Genomic DNA, 19,811 nt, shown 5'->3' on the forward strand with positions numbered 1-19,811 from the left:
CCGTGGCGGGGCAGCGTAATACCAAATGTTTCCTCTCAAATCGAGACCAATCGCCGCGGGGCGACTGCTCACAATTCGGGGCATCGGTTGCGCGCACCTAGATAGTCAAAATGGGAAGGCAGACACGATTCTGACCGTGGCGGAATGATCGCGTTCCATTCCGGTGTCTGCCAGATCGAGTCTTGTGGTCCCTTCCCGGCACTGCCAAGTTGGCAGGTTTGGCAAGAGGCGGCAAAACACAACAAATCCCTAAAGTGATTTCCAGTAGCCACTTGTGGTATTTTAACTGTTTGGCACACTGCTTGCTTTTCGAAGGAGACCGAGGGATGTGTTGCCTGTTTGCGGTCGCGGTCGGTCAAAACCGATCAGCCGGGTGCGGAACACCCGAGCGATCTGTTGCAGGTCGTTCGCCCAACGGAAAAGGCGAGCCTCACCGGCTCGCAATGACATATTCAGTCGTGACAAAATTAATAGTTCAGTCCGTGAGGACTAGATCACAGCAGTCGCAAATTGGCCTGTAGTGAGGAGAAACTGTGGCGAAGTTGATGAATTTCGATGAGGACGCCCGCGCAAGTCTGTTGGCGGGAGTCGGTAAGTTGGCAAGAGCAGTCGGCAGCACCCTCGGCCCCCGTGGACGCAATGCCGTCCTCGATAAAGGCTGGGGCAGTCCCAAGATCACCAAGGACGGCGTGACTGTTGCCGAAGATATTGATCTGGAGGATCCCTACGAAAACATGGGCGTGCAGTTGGTCAAGGAAGCTGCTTCCAAGACCAGCGACATCGCCGGCGACGGAACCACGACCGCCACGGTCTTGTCCGAAGCCATCTTCAAGGAAGGCCTCAAGTTTATCGCTGCCGGCGGCGACCCGATGTCGCTGAGCCGCGGAATCAACAAGGCTGTCGAAGCGGTGGTGGGCGACATCAAAAAGATGTCCAAGCCCGTCGCCGGAAACGACAAAAAACAAATCGAACGCGTGGCGACAATCGCGGGGAACAACACCCCGGAGATTGGTGCGATTCTGGCCAATGCCCTGATGAAGGTGGGCGCCGATGGCGTAATCACCGTCGAGGAAGGCCGTCACGTCTCCACCGAAGTGGAACTGGTCGAAGGGATGCAATTCGAGCGGGGTTATCTCTCGCCGCACTTCGTCACCGACCAGGACCAGCAAGAATGCGTGCTGGAAAACTGCAAGATCTTGATCTTCGAAGAAAAGATCAGCAACGCCAAAGATCTGGTGCCGCTCTTGGAAGCTGTTTCCAAGGCGAACGCGCCGCTGTTGATCATTGCTGAGGACATCGAAGGCGAAGCCCTGGCAACGCTGGTCGTCAACAAGCTCCGCGGCATCTTGAACATCGCAGCCGTCAAAGCTCCTGGTTATGGCGACCGCCGCAAGGCACAGTTGGAAGACATCGCCATCCTCACCGGTGGCAAAGCGGTCTTCAAAGATCTGGGCCTCAAACTGGAAAACGTGCAGTTGAGCGACTTGGGAACAGCCAAGAAAGTTCGTATCACTGCTGAAAATACCGTTATCGTGAGCGGTGGTGGCACCAAGGCCGCCATTGCTGGGCGTGCCGATCAAATTCGTCACGAAATCGGCGAGACCGATAGCGAATACGATCGCGAAAAACTGCAGGAGCGGTTGGCCAAGTTGGCTGGCGGCGTCGCGCAGATCAACGTCGGAGCCGCGACCGAGACGGCTATGAAGGAACGCAAAGACCTGATCGACGATGCCCTGGCGGCAACGCGTGCGGCGATCGAAGAAGGGGTTGTTCCTGGTGGCGGCGTGGCGTTGGTTCGCTGTGCCAAAGCCATCGACGCTCTCAAGCTCGTCGGTGACGAAGCCCACGGAGCCTCGATCGTCAAGAACGTGTTGGACATCCCGATTCGACGCATCGCCGCAAACGCCGGTTCTGAGGGTGCGGTGGTTGCCAACAACGTTCGCAAGCTGAAAAACAAGTCCGAGGGCTACGATGCTCTCAATGACCGCTACGGCGACATGTTCGGCTTTGGTATTGTCGACCCAGCCAAGGTGACACGAATTGCCTTGCAAAACGCCGCCAGCGTGGCGTGCTTGTTGTTGACGACCGAAGCAATCATTGTTGAGGAACCGGCCGAAGAAGGTGACGACCACCAGCACGACCATGACCATGGAATGGGCGGTGGAATGGGCGGCATGGGTGGCATGCCTGGCATGGGCGGTGGCATGCCCGGAATGGGTGGCATGCCCGGCATGGGTGGTATGCCCGGAATGATGTAAGCATCGGCTCTTCAGAGCTTCCGGTGTGTCGGGGTTTGAGTCTGTGACTCAGAAACGATCAGCACATCGGGAGGATGAGAAGTCGGTCCGAAATGAGTCGATGAAGTCAGCCCCGCGTCCGGCAGAAATGGCGTGCGTTGGGGCAGACCTTTTCAATAAAAACGGTGTCAAAACCAATACGGTTTCAAAACCAAATAACGAGCGGCACGTTCGCTGGTTTTAGCGTCAACAACAGGCGTATACGGTTTTGAGCCGAGTGTTAGCAACAACGAAAACCTTGGCGAACGGATTTTTGGAGCAAACAAGAAGATGCAGTTGAAACCTTTGGATGATCGTGTTGTCGTACGAGTGATGGAAGCAGAAACCACAACCGCCGGCGGCATCGTGCTGCCCGATGCGGCCCAAGAAAAACCCCAACGCGGCGAAGTAGTTGCCGTCGGTCCCGGCCGTTTGCTGGAATCGGGCGAACGCGCTGAGTTGAGCGTTACGGTTGGCGATAAAGTCCTGTACGGCAAATATGGCGGAACGGACATTGAAGTCGATGGCCAAGAAGTCATGGTCCTGCGAGAAAGCGATATTCTGGCGAAAATCGTCAGCTAACGTTGCCCAGTTCACATGACGACGGCGATCGATTTTTTCCATCGCTGCACGTCGATTACTGATCGATCCGATACTGATCGATCCGGTCATTTGCAAGATTACAAACACCCCCGACGAGGAGTGAGATAGCGTGGCGAAACAATTACTTTTTGATGACCGCGCGCAACTCAAGTTGCAGCGCGGAGTACGGACGCTGGCGGACACCGTCGCCGTCACCATGGGACCGACTGGCCGGAACGTCGTGATCGACAAAAGCTTCGGCAATCCCGTCGTGACCAAAGATGGCGTGACCGTTAGTAAAGAAATCGAACTGGACGACCCGTTTGAAAACATGGGCGCCAAGTTGGTCAATGAAGTCGCCACCAAAACCAGCGACATCGCCGGCGATGGCACGACCACCGCGACCGTTATGGCGCGTGCCGTGTTCGAAGCGGGACTGCGAAGCATTACGATGGGAGCAAATCCCATGGTCGTTCGCCGCGGTATTGAAAAAGCGGCCGATGCCGTTTTGGCCTATTTCGCCGAAACGTCGAAGCCGGTCTCCAGTAAAGAAGAGATCGCCCAAGTCGGCTGTATCTCGGCCAACAACGACCGTCCGGTGGGTGACTTGATTGCCGACGCGATGGAGCAAGTCGGACGCGACGGTGTGATTACTGTCGAAGAAGGCAAAGGCAACGAAACCACACTGACGCTGGCTGAGGGGATGCAATTCGATAAGGGTTACATCTCCCCCTACTTCGTCAACGATCCCGAAACCATGAAAGTGGAATTGGAAGATTGTTATATCTTGCTGTTCGAGAAGAAAATCTCGAACCTGCGGGAACTCGTGCCGCTGTTGGAGAAAATTTCACAATCCAGCAAGCCGTTGTTGATCGTCGCTGAAGACGTTGACGGCGAAGCGTTGACCGCACTGGTCGTCAACCGCCTGCGTGGCGTGTTGAATGTGGCAGCCGTCAAAGCCCCCGGTTTTGGTGATCGCCGCAAAGCCATGTTGGCCGACATGGCCGTTTTGACCGGTGGCACGCTGATCTCCGAAGAGTTGGGCATCACCTTGGAATCGGTCGAGTTGAATCAACTTGGCCGTTGCAAAAAGGTTGAAATCGACAAAGATTCCACAACCTTGATCGAAGGTGGCGGAGACTCCGAAGCGATCAAAACCCGCGTGCAACAAATCCGCACTCAAATCGAAAATACCGATAGCGAATACGATCGCGAGAAATTCCAAGAACGTCTGGCCAAGTTGACCGGCGGCGTGGCAATTATCTCCGTCGGAGCCGCTACCGAATCGGAGATGAAACAGACCAAGGCACGCATGGAAGATGCCCTGCACGCCACACGGGCGGCTGTCGAAGAAGGCATTCTTCCCGGCGGTGGTGTCGCTTACTTGCGGGCGATCGAAGCAGCCAAAAGCGTCAAAGCCAAAGGGGACGAAAAGATCGGCGTCGCCATTGTGGCCAAAGCACTTGAGGCTCCGATTCGCCAGATCGCTGAAAACTGCGGCGAAGATGGCGCGGTGATCGCCGACGAAGTCCGCCAAAAAGGCGAGAACATCGGCTACAATGCCCAGGCAGGTGAATATGTCGACATGTTCAAGGCGGGCATCATTGATCCGACCAAAGTGGTCCGCAGTGCCGTCCAGAACTCGACATCGATCGCCGGCTTGATGCTGACGACCGAAGTCTTGGTCACACGGACTGACGACCTCGAAGGGGGCGACAAGAAGGCGGTTGAAGGTAGTATCCGCTAACAAGTCGCGCACTTTGAGTTTTCATAAAATCCGGACGGGCCACCCTTGCGGTGGCCCGTTTTGTGAATCAGCGATTGCAAAACCTAGAATCTGAATACGATACAAAAAATAGCAGATTCTTCGAGCTTCGACTTCGAGAAGGGCTCAAGCGGAGCATAGCTGGCGCAGTGTGTGCGAGTTTGGTTTCGGGTATCAACAATTGCGACTCAGTGTGAATCATTCTTCTTGAAAAAATCGATCGCTTGCGACGGCGGTCATTCCAGTTTGTAGTGAAACCATGGCGGTGATGGCAACGAAACGCGACTATTACGAAGTCCTCGGCGTGGCAAAGGGAGCCGATGGCGATGAAATAAAAAAAGCCTACCGCAAGGAGGCGTTGGCCAATCATCCCGATAGAAATCCGGGGGATGGAGAGGCCGAACAACGCTTCAAGGATGCTGCCGAAGCATTCGAAATCTTGGGGGATGAGCAAAAGCGAGCACGGTACGATCGCTACGGTCATGCCGGCGTGCAAGGCTTGGGGGGCGGTGCTGGCTTCACCGACATCAATGACATCTTCGATTCCTTTGGTGACATGCTGGGTGGGATTTTCGGTGGGTCACGAACAGGCCAACCGGGAGCCGGACGACGTCCCTCGCGCGGTCGCAGCCTGAGAACGGGCATCACCGTCACGTTGCTCGAAGCGGCACGTGGTTGCACCCGAGAATTGGAAGTCCGCCGCCACGAAAACTGTGAGACTTGCGGCGGCTCCGGCGCCAAAGCCGGTTCCATCGCCCAGCCCTGCGACTATTGTGATGGTCGCGGGCAGGTCGTGCAGTCGCAAGGTTTTTTCCGCATTCAGACGACTTGTCCCGCCTGCAGCGGCGATGGTGTCGTGGTGCGGGATAAATGTGAGGAATGTGGCGGATCTGGACGCGAATCAAAAACGGCGCAACTGGAGGTCAAGGTTCCTCCAGGGGTCGATAACGACATGCAGCTTTGTCTGCGGGGCGAAGGTGAACCGGGAGCGCTCGGAGGTCCGCGAGGCGATTTGTATGTGGACATTCACGTGAAGGAACATTCGTTGTTCCAACGCGACGGCAACACGCTGACTTGTCTGGTCCCGATTACCTATACACAAGCGGCGCTGGGCGCTGAAATTGAAGTCCCCATTCTGACCGGCCGGCACGACCTGAAAGTCCCAGCCGGCACGCAAACGGGCACCGAATTTCGGTTGCGGGGTTTAGGCATGCCCGACCCGCATGGACGAGGGACGGGAGACTTGTTGGTCGAAGTCCAAGTGGACGTTCCCAAAAAACTCACGGAACGACAAGAAGAGTTGCTCCGCGAGCTGGCGGAGTTGGAAGAGGCTCACGTCAGCCCACATCGCAAGTCATTTTTTGAGACACTCAAGGACTACTTCACAGGCGAAGACGAAGAAACCTAGAATTGATCGCCCCGTGAATCGGCGGTCCTTTCCCTGGACGATGATCGGTAAGGAAGAAATCTCGTGGCAGACGAAACACCCAACGAAAATCCCGACAACACAGCGGCCGAGGCAGCGGCATCTGACGATCAAGAACCAACGCTCGAAGAGCAGTTGGCCGCAGCGATCGCCGAACGGGACACAAACCTAGACCGCTGGCGGCGGGCTGAAGCGGAATGCGAAAACGTGCGCAAGCGGATGCGTCGCGAATTGGAAGAGGCGCGCAAATACGAATCGCTCGGACTGTCGCGCGACATTTTGCCTGCGCTCGATAACCTCCAGCGGGCGATTGACGCAGCAGGACAGACGCACAATCTGGATCAACTGATTGAAGGCGTCGAATTGGTGGCGAAGCAATTCCAAGATGCTTTGAACAAGCATCAAGTCATTGCGATCGATGCTGTCAACAAGCCGTTCAATTCCGAACAGCACGAAGCGATGCAACAAGTCCCCTCCGCCGATCATCCCCCGATGACGGTCATTCAGGAGCTCGAGCAAGGCTACACCCTGCACGACCGCTTGGTGCGACCCAGCAAAGTGATTGTCTCCAAAGCTGTGGAATAAAAGAGGTTTTCGCGCGGAGGATGTGGGTTGCTCTTTCCGCTATCATTTTTCAAGTAGTCCGGGACTGGTTTGCTCCGACCGCTGGCCATTTTCCTCGCTAAGAGGTTTTACGTCTCGACAAAGGAACTGCGATGCCGACGTACGACTACGTTTGTAAAAGCTGCGACCATCAGTGGGAAGTGTTCCATTCGATGAAGCAAAAACCGATCCGCAAATGCCCCGAGTGCGGCAAATTAAAAGCGGAGCGGATGATCGGTTCGGGCGGCGGAATCATTTTCCGTGGATCGGGTTTCTACGAAACGGACTACCGCAGCGAATCGTACAAGAAGGCCGCCAGTGCGGATAAGACCGCAGCGGCGAAAAAGACCGAATCCAAGCCAAGCACGTCCGACACAAAGGCGAGTTCGTCTGGAAGCAGCAAGTCGAGCGATTAAAGTCGGCCGGAGTCGTAACCGGTGTTGCCCCCGGAAATTGCTCGTCGCCCCCCGTTTCGAAAATCGCGCTTGACGCCGCACGAGTGTTGAGGCGACAATTTTGGCGGGGAGCCGTTTTGGCAGTATGCACCGTTTTTGAATCCGGGAAATCCGTGCGATGATTCAACTCATGACTTGTCCGATCTGCGATAAAGCTGTCTCCGCCGTCGAAGCAGCTGAGTCCAAGACATTGCCATTTTGCAGCCGACGTTGCCAACAGATCGATTTTTTCCGTTGGACGGATGGCCGATACGCCATTGAAGAATCCTTGGATGACCGGCCGGACATTGTCGAGAAACTCGCCGAAGAGTTTGACGAATTCGATGAGGCGGACGGTTAACTTGCTATGGCCAAATGCGATCAAGGGTACTTGTGCGAAGTCTGCGGCCAAGCCGTTCCGGGTATCACGGACAGCGATCTGTATTTGCGCTATGTGATCGGCCGCGTAGAAATCGCAGCACTGCATCGCGAACCCGAGCGTCATCTCCACTGCAATCCCGTACTATCGCAGTTCATTGTCGACGACAAATTCCCGCCGGTCACGGTTGAGGGCGATTTCAGCAAATGTCACATGGATGACGAATCCCGCCGCCGCGAAGAAGAGTTGGTCACGCGCGGCTGGCAACGCTTGAAGGAAGTGGGCCGCTTAGGACTCAGCGTGCCGGAATATCCACTCCCGGGTCTCTAAGTCCCGCAGCATGACTCGGTGACTTTTGAGATCACACTGCAGCTGAATATTTCATTCGGCATAGATGCTGGCAACGGGCAATGTGAATCCGGGGAGCACATCGCCGCCGTCGAGACTTTCCTCGATGCCGACAATTTGTTCCTGATCGACCGCTGTGTAAACGCGAACCTGTTTCCGCAAATGGTCGACGTACCACACAAGACGGACTCCGACCTCGAAATAATCGCGGAGTTTCTCCTGCATCTCCTCGGCCGTGTTGCCTTTGCTGATGACTTCGATCGCCAAATCAGGCACCAAAGTCGCCACAGGCGTGCGTGGGACTTTGCCGTCGGGAAGTTTATGCCGAGCAATGAAGGAGACATCAGGAATCCGGACTAAACCGGGCGCGAGCCGTAAGATGCCGTCTGCCCCCAATAGAATCCCGAGATTATTTTGTCGAATGAAATCGCCGAGGAACTGGCCAAGCAACATCGCAATATACGACTCATAGGTTCCCATGGTTTTCTCCAACAAAACGCCGTCGACCAGCTCATACAGACGATTTTCGCGGTCATGAATGTCGACCACGTCCTCCTCGGTGGCTGGGTCGGAGTCGTGTGGGAGGCGGATACGAGATAGCGGCATTGCACCGTAGCGTGCCGCTAAGTCAACCGCGGTCCAGTCGGCGGCTATGGAGTCGACTGCGTGAGACATGGGGGCTTGTTCTCGAAAAAACAGCATTTCTTGGTTTACTTCACCAATTATCCGCTGCGATTGGCTCCGGAACAAGTCCAAATGAGGACCGCCCCGATACACAGTGAGGGAACCCGTACAGCCATTTCAGTGTCTATTGGGACGGAATATTGTGCCTGCGCAGCGGCTAGGCAGGCACTAAGCCGCGTTGACAGAAAGTCGGAGTTTCTCGATACTCACTGATGAAGCAATCGAGGTCAATTTTGCTAGGCCAGAAAGTGCTGATCAATGCACGCGTGGAAGGTCTCTGCGCAGGCTGATCTCAAAACAGACGTTTTAAGACAAGCGGAACACGGGTGGAAACAGCGGTGAATGTAGCGACAACAGCAACAATACCGGACTTAAAATCGTACACGCGCGAAGTCGCTGAACGTGCGCAACAAGCTGCGCGGGGTCTGGCGCTGGCGAGCGGGGGGCAAAAGGATGATTGGCTGCGCCGGTCGGCGGAGTTGATTCGTGCGCGTGGCGACGAGATTTTGGCCGCCAACGAACAGGATATTGCCCAGGCACCGGAGTACGGACTGAATGCGGCAGCCGTTGACCGATTGCGGCTCACCCCCGAGCGATTGGAAGGAATTGCCACAGCGCTTGAGGAAGTCGTTGCGTTGCCCAATCCGGTGGGAGAGGTCATCGACAGCAACATCCGCCCCAACGGGTTGGAGGTTCTCAAAGTCCGCGTTCCGTTGGGAGTGGTCTTTTTCATCTACGAATCGCGGCCCAATGTCACAGTCGATGCGGCCGCGCTGTGCGTCAAAAGCGGCAATGCGGTCATTCTGCGGGGAGGCAAAGAGGCCTTTCACAGCAACCAGGCTTTTTATGCCATTCTGCAAGAAGCGCTCAGCGATGTTGGGTTGCCGGAGCAGGCTGTGCAACTCGTGGAAACAACCGATCGAGACGCGGTGGGGCATTTTTTGCGGCAGAGTGACAAGATCTCCGTGACGATTCCACGGGGCGGCAAAGCATTGATCGAACGGGTCGCCGCTGAAGCGACAATGCCGGTCATTAAACACTACGACGGAAATTGCCACGTCTATGTGGACACGGCAGCGGATTTGGATGCGGCGCTGCGAATCGTGATCAACAGCAAATGCCATCGCCCCGGTGTCTGCAATGCGGCCGAAAGCCTGCTCGTACATCGCGAGGTGGCGGAGACGTTTCTGCCGAAAATGGCGGCAAAGTTCGCCGAGCAAGGTGTCGAGATGCGGTGTTGCGAACGTTCGTTACCGCTCATGCCGGGTGCGGTCCCGGCGACACGCGAGGATTTTGCTGATGAGTTTTTAGACCTGATTATTTCCATCAAGGTGGTCGATGACTTGCAGGCAGCTATCGATCATATCGAAGAGTTCAGTTCGCGGCATACCGAGGCGATCGTCACCAACGACTTAGCGGCGTCGCGGCGTTTTTGCGCGGCAGTTGATTCGGCGGCGGTGATTGTGAATGCCAGCACGCGATTCAACGATGGAGGTCAATTCGGTTTGGGAGCCGAGATTGGCATCAGCACCGATAAATTTCATGCTCGCGGGCCGTGCGGTTTGCGGGAATTGACCAGTTACAAATACCTCGTGCAAGGCGCGGGACAGATTCGAGAGTAAGGTACTCCTCGAATCGGTAGACGGCAATGGGTGGAGGCCAAGGATGGCAGACGTACTCAGCCAATCAGAAGTGGAATCGCTGTTATCAGCGCTGGATCCGGGTGTGCAGGTCCGTCAAAAGCGCGCGGATGATCCGAATTCCCAAGTCAGCATCTATGACTTCAAACGCCCCGAACGCGTCAGCAAAGAGCAGATGCGGGGGTTCCAAGCGCTGCACGAAGGTTTTGGCCGGGAATTCGGGGCTGCGCTGAGCGGGATGCTGCGGACGATTGTGGAAGTCAAACTGATCAGCGTCGACCAATTGACCTACAGCGAATTCGTATACAGTTTAGAAAACCCGTCCTGCTTTAATTTGCTGACTGCCGAACCGTTGGAAGGGCATATCATTCTTGATCTGAACCCGTCCATTGTGTTTCCGATCATCGATCGACTCTTGGGGGGTGGACGGGAATCGACACAGAAATTGCCGGGACGGCCGCTCACAGAAATCGAAGTGCGACTGGCCAGCCGCATCACCAACTTGGCCATCGAAGCCTTAAAAAATGCTTGGGCACGGATTTGTCAATTGGACCCCAAAATCAGTCAGGTCGAGAGCAATCCGCAACTGGTGCAGATCGTGCCGCCCAACGAAGTCATCGTGTTGATCAGCTTTGAAATTACGATGGGGGAAATGCGGGGCATCATGAATTTGTGCATCCCGTTTAATACCATCGAACCGTTGGCCGGCAAATTTTCGTCCAACGCCTGGTCCACCTACACACAAAAACAGGCCGATGCGCGGCAGTCGATGAACCTTGAAACGGGGGTTAATCATGCAAAGGTCAAACTGGTGGTTCGATTGGCAGAGACACACTTAACCAACAGTGACCTGCTGAATATGGCTGTCGGGGATGTGATTCCCACCGGCACAGAAAAATCGGAACCTTTGCAGGTCGACATTGAGGGCGTGCCAAAGTTTTACGCGCAACCCGGCTCCTACAAAGGGTATACCGCCGTACAGATTGGAAAAGCGATCCGTGCGCCTGAGGATGTTGTCGAGGAAAAACTGAAGAGTATCGCAGCAACAAAACCACCGCAGGCGCAAGCAGCGACATGACATTTAGCCAACAGCGGGGCTTCTGGGAGGTGTCCTGCACAGATATTTTTCTCCGGCAAGGCGTAAGATGTCGTGGGCAAGTCCTTGACGGAGTGAGGTTTAGGGGTCAAAATATCCCCAGAGTAGTACAATCGTTCTTGCTTGTCAGGTTGCTAAGAACGGTGCGGGTTTGACGAATAGATCGTTATGGCCCGCATATCGGGCTGTGACACCTGACAATTCGAGAAGTGTCGTAGACGCATATCTAGGCGCTGCGGCGCAATAAAAGTTCAGACGTATTTTTTACCATGAGTTGCCTAGTTCAAACTGAAAAGGACACAAACTATCGACACAAGTCATCGACTCAACGATCAAATCCGCATTACACCAGTGCGGGTTGTGAGTCATACGGGGGAAATGCTGGGAATCATCCCCACAGCCGACGCACAGCAAGTTGCGTATGACGAAGGCCTGGATCTTGTAGAGGTTGCTCCGAACGAACGTCCTCCCGTGTGCCGCATTATGGATTACGGGAAGTTTAAGTACGAACAGAAGAAACGGCTGGCCAAAAACTCCAAGCAGCATCACGTCCAACTGAAGGAAATTCGGGTCCGCCCCAAAACGGGCGACCACGACATCGACTTCAAGGTCAAACGTGCACGCACGTTTTTGCAGGGACGTGATAAGGTCAAGGTGAACATCATTTTTCGCGGCCGAGAATTGGCGCACAAGGATCGGGGCATGGAGATCCTGAATAGCATCATCGAAAACTTGGACGACATCGCGAAAGTTGAAAAATTTCCTAGCATGGAAGGTCGGAACCAGATGAGCGCAATCTTGGCTCCGCGGGCGTCCTAACCTCGGTGGGAGACAAGAAATCGTTTCAAAACCCTCTGGCGTGTCCTGTTGACTGATCAGCAAGTTCCTGGAACATCCGCAACCGGGTTTTGAAACAGATTCTACGGTTTTCGGCGACTCAGCGGTGAAATCCAACGGTTGATCAGGCATCTGTGCCGATCAGATGGATCATTGCGGGGTGATTTTCGGGGTCCAGCTAGAGATTCCTCGAGCGGCAGACGTTTTTTTGCACGCGCAGGCTGGCTTTCCGAAACGGAAGTCCGCTATAATCCGCGACTTCTGAAGATATTCAAACCAATTTTTCATAGACTCTGGCGGCGGGATCATGCCCAAGCAGAAGACACACAAGGGAATTAAGAAGCGGTTCAAAGTGACTGCTACAGGGAAAGCCAAGCATCGCAAGGCTTTTCGTGGACATATCTTAGGGAAAAAGACCTCGAAGCGTAAAAGCGATTTGCGCCAGGATGGTGTGCTCGTCGGCGCCGAGGCGAAGCTGATCCAAGCCGCTTTGCGGCCAAGCAGTTAACGACGCACGTGTTCAGAATTGCCGTATTGGATTGAAGGCGGGCCACCTTGGTGGACAAGGCGCCAAGGCTCGCTTCGCCTTTGCAGAACAATTTTGCGGGGGGAATTTCCCCTGGGCAATTCATGCTGGGCAATACAGAAGATCTATGGGCCGGGACGCACTCCCGGAAATCCGCTCGAGCCACATCGCTGCACAATTTAGACAACAGGTAGTTTAGAGTCATGAGAGTTCGCAAAGGCGCCGCTCGTCGGCGTGCCAAAAAACGGTTATTCAAAGAGGCCCGCGGTAATTTCGGGGGCCGTAAAAACTTGACCCGTACGGTCAAGGAAACCCTCGTCCGCTCACGGGCATTTGCGTATCGCGATCGCCGCGTGCGGAAACGTGATATGCGCAGACTGTGGATCACGCGGATCACCGCCGCTTGCCGCAGTCGGGGCATGAGCTATTCCCGGTTTATCAACGGCTTGCTCAAAGCCGAGATTGCCCTGAACCGCAAATCGCTCAGCGAGTTGGCCATCCACGAGCCGCAGATTTTCGACGAACTGGTCGAACTGGCACAGGCTCAAGTCGCTGCTGCCGCTTAAACCGGCTGCCGGCTACTTGCTGGTCATCATGCTCATTTGCCGAACACGCAATTCCTCGGTCCCCGCCGCCTGCAAAGACGCGCGGGGATCGATTTATTTCGGTCCCATGATATCTCCCTCCGATTTCCGTAAACCTTCATCAAAACGGCCAAACCTCTGATGGAATCCGTCAAGCAGAAATTCGACGAGTACGCTCAGGAGGCAAAAGCTGCCATTGAAGCAGCGACTTCTCCTGAAGTCTTGGAAAAAATTCGGGTTGAGTTTCTTGGCGCCAAAAAGGGCCGGCTCCGCGATTTGCAATCGTTATTAGGTAAGGCAGACCCGGAACACCGCCCTGCCCTAGGCAAGCTGTTCAATGAAGTCAAAACAGCAGTGACCGCCTGTTACGATGAATACAAGAAACAGCTCTCAGCCCCGAAAACGACTGCCGCAGGGCTCGACATCACCCTGCCCGGTGCGGTGCCGCGATTGGGGAACCGGCATCCCCTGACGCAGACGATTGATGAATTCAAAGAGATCATGGGGCGGATGGGATTCACCGTCGCCTCCGGTCCTGAGATCGAGGACGAACACCACAACTTCGAAGCACTCAACATCCCCGACGACCATCCGGCTCGGGACCCGCTGGAGAATTTCTATCTAGCAACGGCAGAGACCGCGGCCGGCGGGCCGTTGTTATTGCGCAGTCAAACATCGACCGTGCAGATTCGCGTGATGGAACAGACCGAGCCGCCGATTCGTATTATTTCGTTGGGCCGCGTCTACCGCCCCGACACGATGGATCGCACGCACTCCTGCATGTTCCATCAAATGGAAGGCTTGATGATCGGCGAATCGGTGACGATGGCCGAACTGAAAACCGTGTTGCGGTTGTTCGCGCAAACTTACTTGGGGCATGACGTGCATGTCCGCTTTCGGCCCTCGTTCTTTCCCTTCACCGAACCCTCGGTGGAAGTCGACATGAGCTGGGGCGATGATTGGTTGGAGATTGGCGGCGCGGGGATGGTCGATCCGAATGTCCTGCGTTCAGTCGGCTACGATCCTGAGAAATACTCCGGCTTCGCATTCGGTATGGGTGTGGAACGGTTCTGCATGCGACGGCACAACATCCCCGACATCCGCGAGTTTTACACCAACGACGTGCAATTCCTGCAGCAGTTTTAACAAGTTGTGACCGTCGAACGTTGAACATAAAGTAGGGCAGGCTCCCGCCTGCCGTCATCATTCGCGGCAGGCGGGAGCCTGCCCTACAGAAACTTAGCGAGCGGGTTTAACTACAAGTCGGTTCAAAGGAGATACCAACGATGAGTGTACCAACAATTGCTCCCGGCACGACAAAAGTGGGTTGGATCGGCACCGGTGTAATGGGCCAAAGTATGGTCGGGCACCTGATCGACGCCGGCTTCGCAGCCACCGTTTATACTCGCACGAAAAGCAAAGCCGACGCGCTGATTGCCAAAGGGGCTGTCTGGGCCGATTCGCCCAAAGCAGTTGCCGAAGCCTCGGATGTGATCTTCACGATTGTTGGTTTTCCCAGCGATGTGCGGGAAGTGATGTTGGGCGAAGACGGCGCACTGGCCGGTTCAAAGGCGGGCAACGTGCTGGTGGATATGACCACCAGCGAACCGTCGCTAGCCATTGAAATCGCCGAAGCCGCGCAAGCGAAAGGCGTGCACAGCGTTGATGCCCCGGTCTCGGGTGGCGACGTGGGTGCGAAAGAGGCGCGGTTGTCGATCATGATCGGCGGCGACAAAGAAGTCGTCGAAGCGCTGAATCCCTGTTGGGAAGCAATGGGCAAAACGATCGTGCATCAAGGCCCCGCCGGCGCCGGGCAGCACACGAAAATGGTCAATCAAACGCTGATCGCCAGCGGCATGATCGGCGTCTGCGAAGCGTTGCTGTATGGTCACAAAGCGGGCTTGGATTTGCCAACGGTTTTGCAATCGGTGGCGACGGGTGCAGCGGGAAGTTGGTCGCTGTCGAATCTCGGCCCACGCATCATGGACAACAACTTTGACCCCGGTTTCTTCGTCGAGCACTTCATCAAAGACATGGGCATCGCCCTGGCCGAAGCCAAACGGATGGGCCTGTGCCTCCCCGGCTTGGCGCTGGCGCACCAGCTATATCTCTCCGTCCAAGCCACCGGCCACGGCCGCGACGGCACGCATGCGTTGCAACTGGCGCTGGCTGAGATGTCGGGAGTGGATTGGCGAAAGCGGTAGTGGTATTTGAAGAGCGCATGGCAGACCTGCTTGTCCGGATGTTGAAACGCATTGTCATGTGACGGGAGACCTACGGTCCGGTTAAGTGCGGGGTCAGGAGACCCGCGCACAACTTCCGAGCGATGGAATAATACTCACGCAAAGCCGCCAAGATCGCAAAGGCGATACGGGGATCATCTCATTCATGATCGATGGCGGCGTGGCGGGGATGCCGTTTCTGTGAGAGAATTGTTTCCGTCAGTTGGACGCGATTTACGCAAGCTGATGCCTAAGCGCATCGACGTCGCAAATTTCTTTGCGAACTTGGCGGCTTTGCGTGAGGCTTTTTTGTCCTGCGGCTAACTGGCACCCCACCGCAAAAGTAGGGTCAGCTGTGTGTACAGCCGGACCCTATGAGGCTTATTACACCCCAGACCATTGGCGAGACCTACAACGTAATGTCTGTTGGTTTCGCCCTTCCCCATTTGAATGCGTGGCGAGGTCGTATACGGTAGTGGTATTTAAAGAGCGCATGGCAGACCTGCTTGTCCGGATGTTGAAACGCATTGTCATGTGACGGGAGACCTACGGTCCGGTTAAGTGCGGGGTCAGGAGACCCGCGCACAACGTTGTGGCGGAAACGGTAACCATGCGGTCAAGGCTCTAATCCGATGCAACCGACGCCTCAATGGTGGATTGTCGACAAACTTAACATTCGAGACGTTGAGTTAGATTTCACTTCATCGAGCGGGGAACGGTTTAGTACGCAGGCGGTCTATGCCGGGGTCACCTGTCTGGTTAACGCACTGGACTATGTGCAGTTCCATGCTGATCCGACGCAAGTCATTGTCTGTGCGGAATGTGGGAACACGGGATGCGCGGCAGGTGGATGGATTTGCATTCGACGGTTCGGCGACTTCGTTGCGTTCTTCCCCGCTTTTAGCCAAATGTTTGACGCGTGGAACGACGCGTCGAAAGGCTTCGGAGAACCCGAGGAGTTTTCGCCACCACCGTATGTTGCGACGCACGGGATTCCATTGATCCCTTCTTGTGTCTACACGGAATGCAATACAGCAACGTCGGCTCTCCCTGGCTTGGATGCGATAAAGCCGATCACTGCAGGCGAAGCCGTTTGGCTAACCCAGTGGTTGGCTCCCTTGCATGTTCTCGGGAAAAATCCACGGCGGCCACGCCTGCTGCATGAGGCGATTCTAGCGGTAAAAGATGGCAACCTCATCGACGAAATCGACTGCCTGAGGCGATTTTTGGACGACAACTTTAACTCGTCCGCAGTACTTGCACCGGTCGCTACTTACGAGAACTCAATAATCGAATTCTATCTCGAAGGTCCCGGGACTCCAGCTTGGCGGCCACTCTCCCACATTGGAGATCGATTGGCTTTTCATTTTGAGCCCAACGCAACCTTGGACTTTTTGGTCGAAGATTCGTAAGCTTACCTCAAGTGCGGGGTCAGGAGACCCGCGCACAACGTTGCGGCGGATTGGCGAAAACGGTAGGAATCCGGTGGGCTGTGCGAACCACTTTTGTGATTTTTCGCAGCATTTATTTCGTTTTTTTGCCTTGCCTAGTAGGAGTCACATAATGTGACAGGCAATAAAAAGCGGAGGTACCCCCAAGTGGTTTCCGAGCGCGACGGAGATGCAACCACGACACGCTGTTATCGGATTGACCGGCAACATCTATGGTTCGGCATTTGCCAAACCATTTATTGCGGCGCCATAGCGATCGCCTGTTATTACGTGGCTTTTGTGGGGACCACAATCCCCGATTCTGATGCGGGTGGTCTCCGCTTATTTTCAGCTATTTTTTGGAGCTGTAGTATTGCGATCGGTCTGTTTCAGGTTCTCTCGTATTTCCGTGATCGCCTGATTCTTTCTCCGGATAGCATCGCGAAACGAGCTTGGACTGGAAAGACATCGTCGATTCAAAACGTTGATGTTTTGAGACTGATTTGGAACGAAAGCGGTAAAAGAAGGATTCGGCTCCAAACGGCTACGGCAACGCTCACGATCAATTTCTACGAATACCCGATTCGGGATGGTAAAGAAATCATCGCCTACGTCCGCCGCCAGTTTCCTGCGGAGATCCAACAAGGGTGGGACATATTTTGCCGTAGTGAACCGCAGCGTAACCGCTCGCCGCAATATCTCATTCGCATCACGACTGCCGCAGCTGCGCTGTTGTTTTTTGCCACCGCGATTCTGTCCAGCTTGTACGCATTCGGTCAGCAAACAGTCTTCTCGCTATTGGTAGGCTTCCTCTGTGGGACGGTAGGCCAATTGTTGTTGATGCGAGTTTTTCCTGTGATCGATGGCCCGAAATCCATAATGAAGTCTCAGGGCGATGAGGACATCACAGTTCAGGAAGACACTCGGACCTTTCGCAGTGATCAAAGTTATATCTTCAAAGGTCTATTAATCGTCGTTCTCTGCAGCGTCATAGGAATCTTCTCAACAGTAAGTGCAATTTTTGAGATGCTCGATTCCGAGCCTGGATCGATTGGCGCATTAATCTCTATGGCATTCATTTGGGGCGGGGCCGTCGCAGGTGGGATTTTTGTGATAATCTCAAGCGTTCGCGCACGACTGTATCTTTCCAAAACGGGAATTGTCCAGCAAGGTTGCATCGGTCGAGAATCGATACGTAGCGACGATGTGAGCCGAGTCCAATGGGGCGTACGTGCGGCGCGGAATGTCTTTATTTCGGGGGTTACGGGTGAAATCCAAATAAACGTTGATGGCTATCAACAATTTGAGCAAGATGAGATCATAGATTTCATCCGTAACATGTTCCCGGCAGAAATCCAAGAGAACTGGCTAACGTATTCCCAACGGGAAATTCGCCGTAAGGAATGGGAAGCTCTCCGAAGAGAACCGGAACAACCGTCACAGAAAAAGGCAATCGCATGTGCCCTGATCTTCTTTGTCGTCGCGGCAGCATTCGCTGCTGCCGGACTATGGGGAGTCGGGGCACCAGCGTTTGGAGTGGCCGCGTTTTGCGGCGTTGGTGGGATGTGGTACGGTTGGCGGATCTGGCAGCGATGGCGGATGAAGTCACAGTAGGATCCGCTACAGTGGACCGTTCAACACAGCATACTACTTTGCGAGCTTGGCGGCTTTGCGTGAGGCTTTTTTCGACCTGCGGCTGAATGGCATCCCAGTAGCACGAGATCCCAGCTCTCAACACCGCCCATCTAATGCATGACGGCGGGCTTCATGTTGGCGATTCGTACGACAAGTAGTCGTTGAAAATCTCCTTCCGTCGCAAGATCTTCATCTGCGGCTAAGGAGACGCTTTCGCCCGACGGATCGGCCGCTTTCTGTTGAGTGCGGCGGCGATACTCTTGCAGTTGTTGGTCATCCGCTTCGGTCCCGAAGTAGAATTGATGCCCCAACGTGCCGGGTTGGTCGCGGTTGCCGCCGATGACGACCCATTCTCCAACCATCATCCGCACCTGAAAACGATTCGGGTGAAAGATCTTCCGCTTCTGGCCGTGCTGCAAAGTGTAACTTCCGGCGGCAGCGGCAGTGAAACGGGGTGTTGCGTGAGAGTGATACATCACTGGCACAATTTCCAACTCGACCCAACCGTCTTGAGTCTTGCGAGCTGTGATCTGATATTTTCCCTGCGCCAATTCAAATTCGCGATAGGTCGTTTCCGCCCCTTCAGCAACTGCAACTTTACAACGAGTGAAATAAGGGCTGGCCGTTACTTCCGTCGGCGTGCCGTCGCGAACGACCACCGACTGTAACTTTGTGGGGCTGGGAGTCCAGGAGGCTCCCGATCTTGAGGCTGGCGGTTGCAGCAGTGTGACCAGAGAGTCGGGCGGTTGGGCGGCGGCGATGCCTACGCGAAATCCGTTGTCTCGGATCCGCTGCCAGCTCATCTCCTCATCGCCCGCCACGACTTGGTTGATATCATTCCACAGCCGTTCGCCGATGAGCGGGTCGTCGATCGGGCGGCGAATGTGTCCGATTTCCAGCTCGATTGCGTTGGGCGCCGCCGTGATGGGAGGAAGTTTGCTTTTCTCCGGTCCAGAGGCATCATCCGGCGCATCATCAAACACGTGACAGCCGGTTAAGCTGCACGTAATGACTAGCAACCAAAGGGAGCTCACAGAGTGCATCGAAACATCCACTGGTGAGGCAAAATTTCGCCAAAACGGGCGAGAGGCTGGGGAAAAGGGAGCGGGAGTGTACGGCAGATAAAAAGGAGTGTCAATCGGTGATATCTTGGCCGAATTCGCATGCTGCAACGCTAGAATCCGACGCATCGAGGCTGTATAATGCCCGCGACCTGTTCAACTCGTGGTTATGTGAACAGGTGTGCGCTTTGCTACCCAAGCAGGCACACAAACCAGGTGCGATGCTTGCGATTCCCTCACAGCAAAAAAAGCCGCACAAAAAACCACAACTCGTTTAATTGGG

19 protein-coding genes are annotated in these 19,811 nt (G+C 55.0%); 17 read left to right on the top strand and 2 right to left on the bottom strand.

Going from position 1 to position 19,811, the window contains the following annotated elements:
* Positions 1-533 precede the first annotated feature (533 nt).
* From groL (Mal52_RS21900) to Mal52_RS21935, 8 genes are all read left to right on the top strand, one after another.
* Positions 534-2,258, top strand: a complete 1,725-nt coding sequence (gene groL / locus Mal52_RS21900; RefSeq protein ID WP_145378652.1) for a chaperonin GroEL — start codon at positions 534-536, stop codon at positions 2,256-2,258.
* Positions 2,259-2,567: 309 nt separating this feature from the next.
* Positions 2,568-2,858 (top strand): co-chaperone GroES, encoded by a 291-nt coding sequence (groES, locus tag Mal52_RS21905; protein ID WP_145378654.1) that lies wholly within the window; start codon positions 2,568-2,570, stop codon positions 2,856-2,858.
* Positions 2,859-2,988: 130 nt separating this feature from the next.
* Positions 2,989-4,605, top strand: a complete 1,617-nt coding sequence (groL, locus tag Mal52_RS21910; RefSeq protein WP_145378656.1) for a chaperonin GroEL — start codon at positions 2,989-2,991, stop codon at positions 4,603-4,605.
* 286 nt (positions 4,606-4,891) lie between these two features.
* A complete protein-coding gene (gene dnaJ / locus Mal52_RS21915; RefSeq protein WP_197533380.1) occupies positions 4,892-6,031 on the top strand; it encodes a molecular chaperone DnaJ in 1,140 nt (379 codons plus the stop codon).
* A gap of 63 nt (positions 6,032-6,094) precedes the next feature.
* Positions 6,095-6,634, top strand: a complete 540-nt coding sequence (locus Mal52_RS21920; protein WP_145378660.1) for a nucleotide exchange factor GrpE — start codon at positions 6,095-6,097, stop codon at positions 6,632-6,634.
* 131 nt (positions 6,635-6,765) lie between these two features.
* Positions 6,766-7,068 (top strand): FmdB family zinc ribbon protein, encoded by a 303-nt coding sequence (locus Mal52_RS21925; RefSeq protein ID WP_145378662.1) that lies wholly within the window; start codon positions 6,766-6,768, stop codon positions 7,066-7,068.
* A gap of 157 nt (positions 7,069-7,225) precedes the next feature.
* A complete protein-coding gene (locus tag Mal52_RS21930) occupies positions 7,226-7,447 on the top strand; it encodes a DNA gyrase inhibitor YacG (RefSeq protein WP_197533381.1) in 222 nt (73 codons plus the stop codon).
* Between the two features lie 6 nt (positions 7,448-7,453).
* The gene (locus tag Mal52_RS21935; protein ID WP_145378664.1) at positions 7,454-7,795 is read left to right on the top strand and encodes a hypothetical protein; all 342 of its coding nucleotides are present in this window, start codon (positions 7,454-7,456) and stop codon (positions 7,793-7,795) included.
* 51 nt (positions 7,796-7,846) lie between these two features.
* On the opposite strand, the gene Mal52_RS21940 is transcribed toward Mal52_RS21935, so the two are convergent.
* Entirely contained in the window at positions 7,847-8,488 is a 642-nt protein-coding gene (locus tag Mal52_RS21940; RefSeq protein ID WP_145378665.1) for a Uma2 family endonuclease, read from the bottom strand.
* A 347-nt stretch (positions 8,489-8,835) separates the two neighbouring features.
* Here Mal52_RS21940 and Mal52_RS21945 point away from each other — a divergent pair, with 347 nt between their 5' ends.
* The 9 genes from Mal52_RS21945 (at position 8,836) to Mal52_RS21985 (ending at position 18,446) form a co-directional block, all read left to right on the top strand.
* On the top strand, positions 8,836-10,119 hold the full coding sequence (locus Mal52_RS21945; RefSeq protein WP_231962413.1) for a glutamate-5-semialdehyde dehydrogenase: 1,284 nt from the start codon (positions 8,836-8,838) through the stop codon (positions 10,117-10,119).
* 43 nt (positions 10,120-10,162) lie between these two features.
* Entirely contained in the window at positions 10,163-11,215 is a 1,053-nt protein-coding gene (gene fliM / locus Mal52_RS21950) for a flagellar motor switch protein FliM (RefSeq protein ID WP_145378669.1), read from the top strand.
* A gap of 306 nt (positions 11,216-11,521) precedes the next feature.
* Positions 11,522-12,052 (top strand): translation initiation factor IF-3, encoded by a 531-nt coding sequence (gene infC, locus Mal52_RS21955; RefSeq protein ID WP_145378671.1) that lies wholly within the window; start codon positions 11,522-11,524, stop codon positions 12,050-12,052.
* A 325-nt stretch (positions 12,053-12,377) separates the two neighbouring features.
* Positions 12,378-12,578 (top strand): 50S ribosomal protein L35, encoded by a 201-nt coding sequence (gene rpmI / locus Mal52_RS21960; protein ID WP_145378673.1) that lies wholly within the window; start codon positions 12,378-12,380, stop codon positions 12,576-12,578.
* 221 nt (positions 12,579-12,799) lie between these two features.
* Positions 12,800-13,162, top strand: coding sequence for a 50S ribosomal protein L20 (gene rplT, locus Mal52_RS21965; protein WP_145378675.1), 363 nt, complete (start codon positions 12,800-12,802; stop codon positions 13,160-13,162).
* Between the two features lie 159 nt (positions 13,163-13,321).
* Positions 13,322-14,326 (top strand): phenylalanine--tRNA ligase subunit alpha, encoded by a 1,005-nt coding sequence (gene pheS / locus Mal52_RS21970; protein ID WP_145378677.1) that lies wholly within the window; start codon positions 13,322-13,324, stop codon positions 14,324-14,326.
* Positions 14,327-14,466: 140 nt separating this feature from the next.
* Positions 14,467-15,384, top strand: a complete 918-nt coding sequence (locus Mal52_RS21975) for an NAD(P)-dependent oxidoreductase (protein ID WP_145378679.1) — start codon at positions 14,467-14,469, stop codon at positions 15,382-15,384.
* 650 nt (positions 15,385-16,034) lie between these two features.
* Complete coding sequence (locus tag Mal52_RS21980) at positions 16,035-16,814, top strand: hypothetical protein (RefSeq protein ID WP_145378681.1); 780 nt, start codon at positions 16,035-16,037, stop codon at positions 16,812-16,814.
* Positions 16,815-16,967: 153 nt separating this feature from the next.
* Entirely contained in the window at positions 16,968-18,446 is a 1,479-nt protein-coding gene (locus tag Mal52_RS21985; protein WP_145378683.1) for a hypothetical protein, read from the top strand.
* Positions 18,447-18,577: 131 nt separating this feature from the next.
* Here the strand turns inward: Mal52_RS21985 and Mal52_RS21990 are convergent, their stop codons facing one another.
* Positions 18,578-19,510, bottom strand: coding sequence for a hypothetical protein (locus Mal52_RS21990; RefSeq protein ID WP_145378685.1), 933 nt, complete (start codon positions 19,508-19,510; stop codon positions 18,578-18,580).
* Positions 19,511-19,811: the final 301 nt, after the last annotated feature.

Source organism: Symmachiella dynata, from assembly GCF_007747995.1.
GTDB classification, from domain to species: Bacteria; Planctomycetota; Planctomycetia; order Planctomycetales; family Planctomycetaceae; genus Symmachiella; species Symmachiella dynata.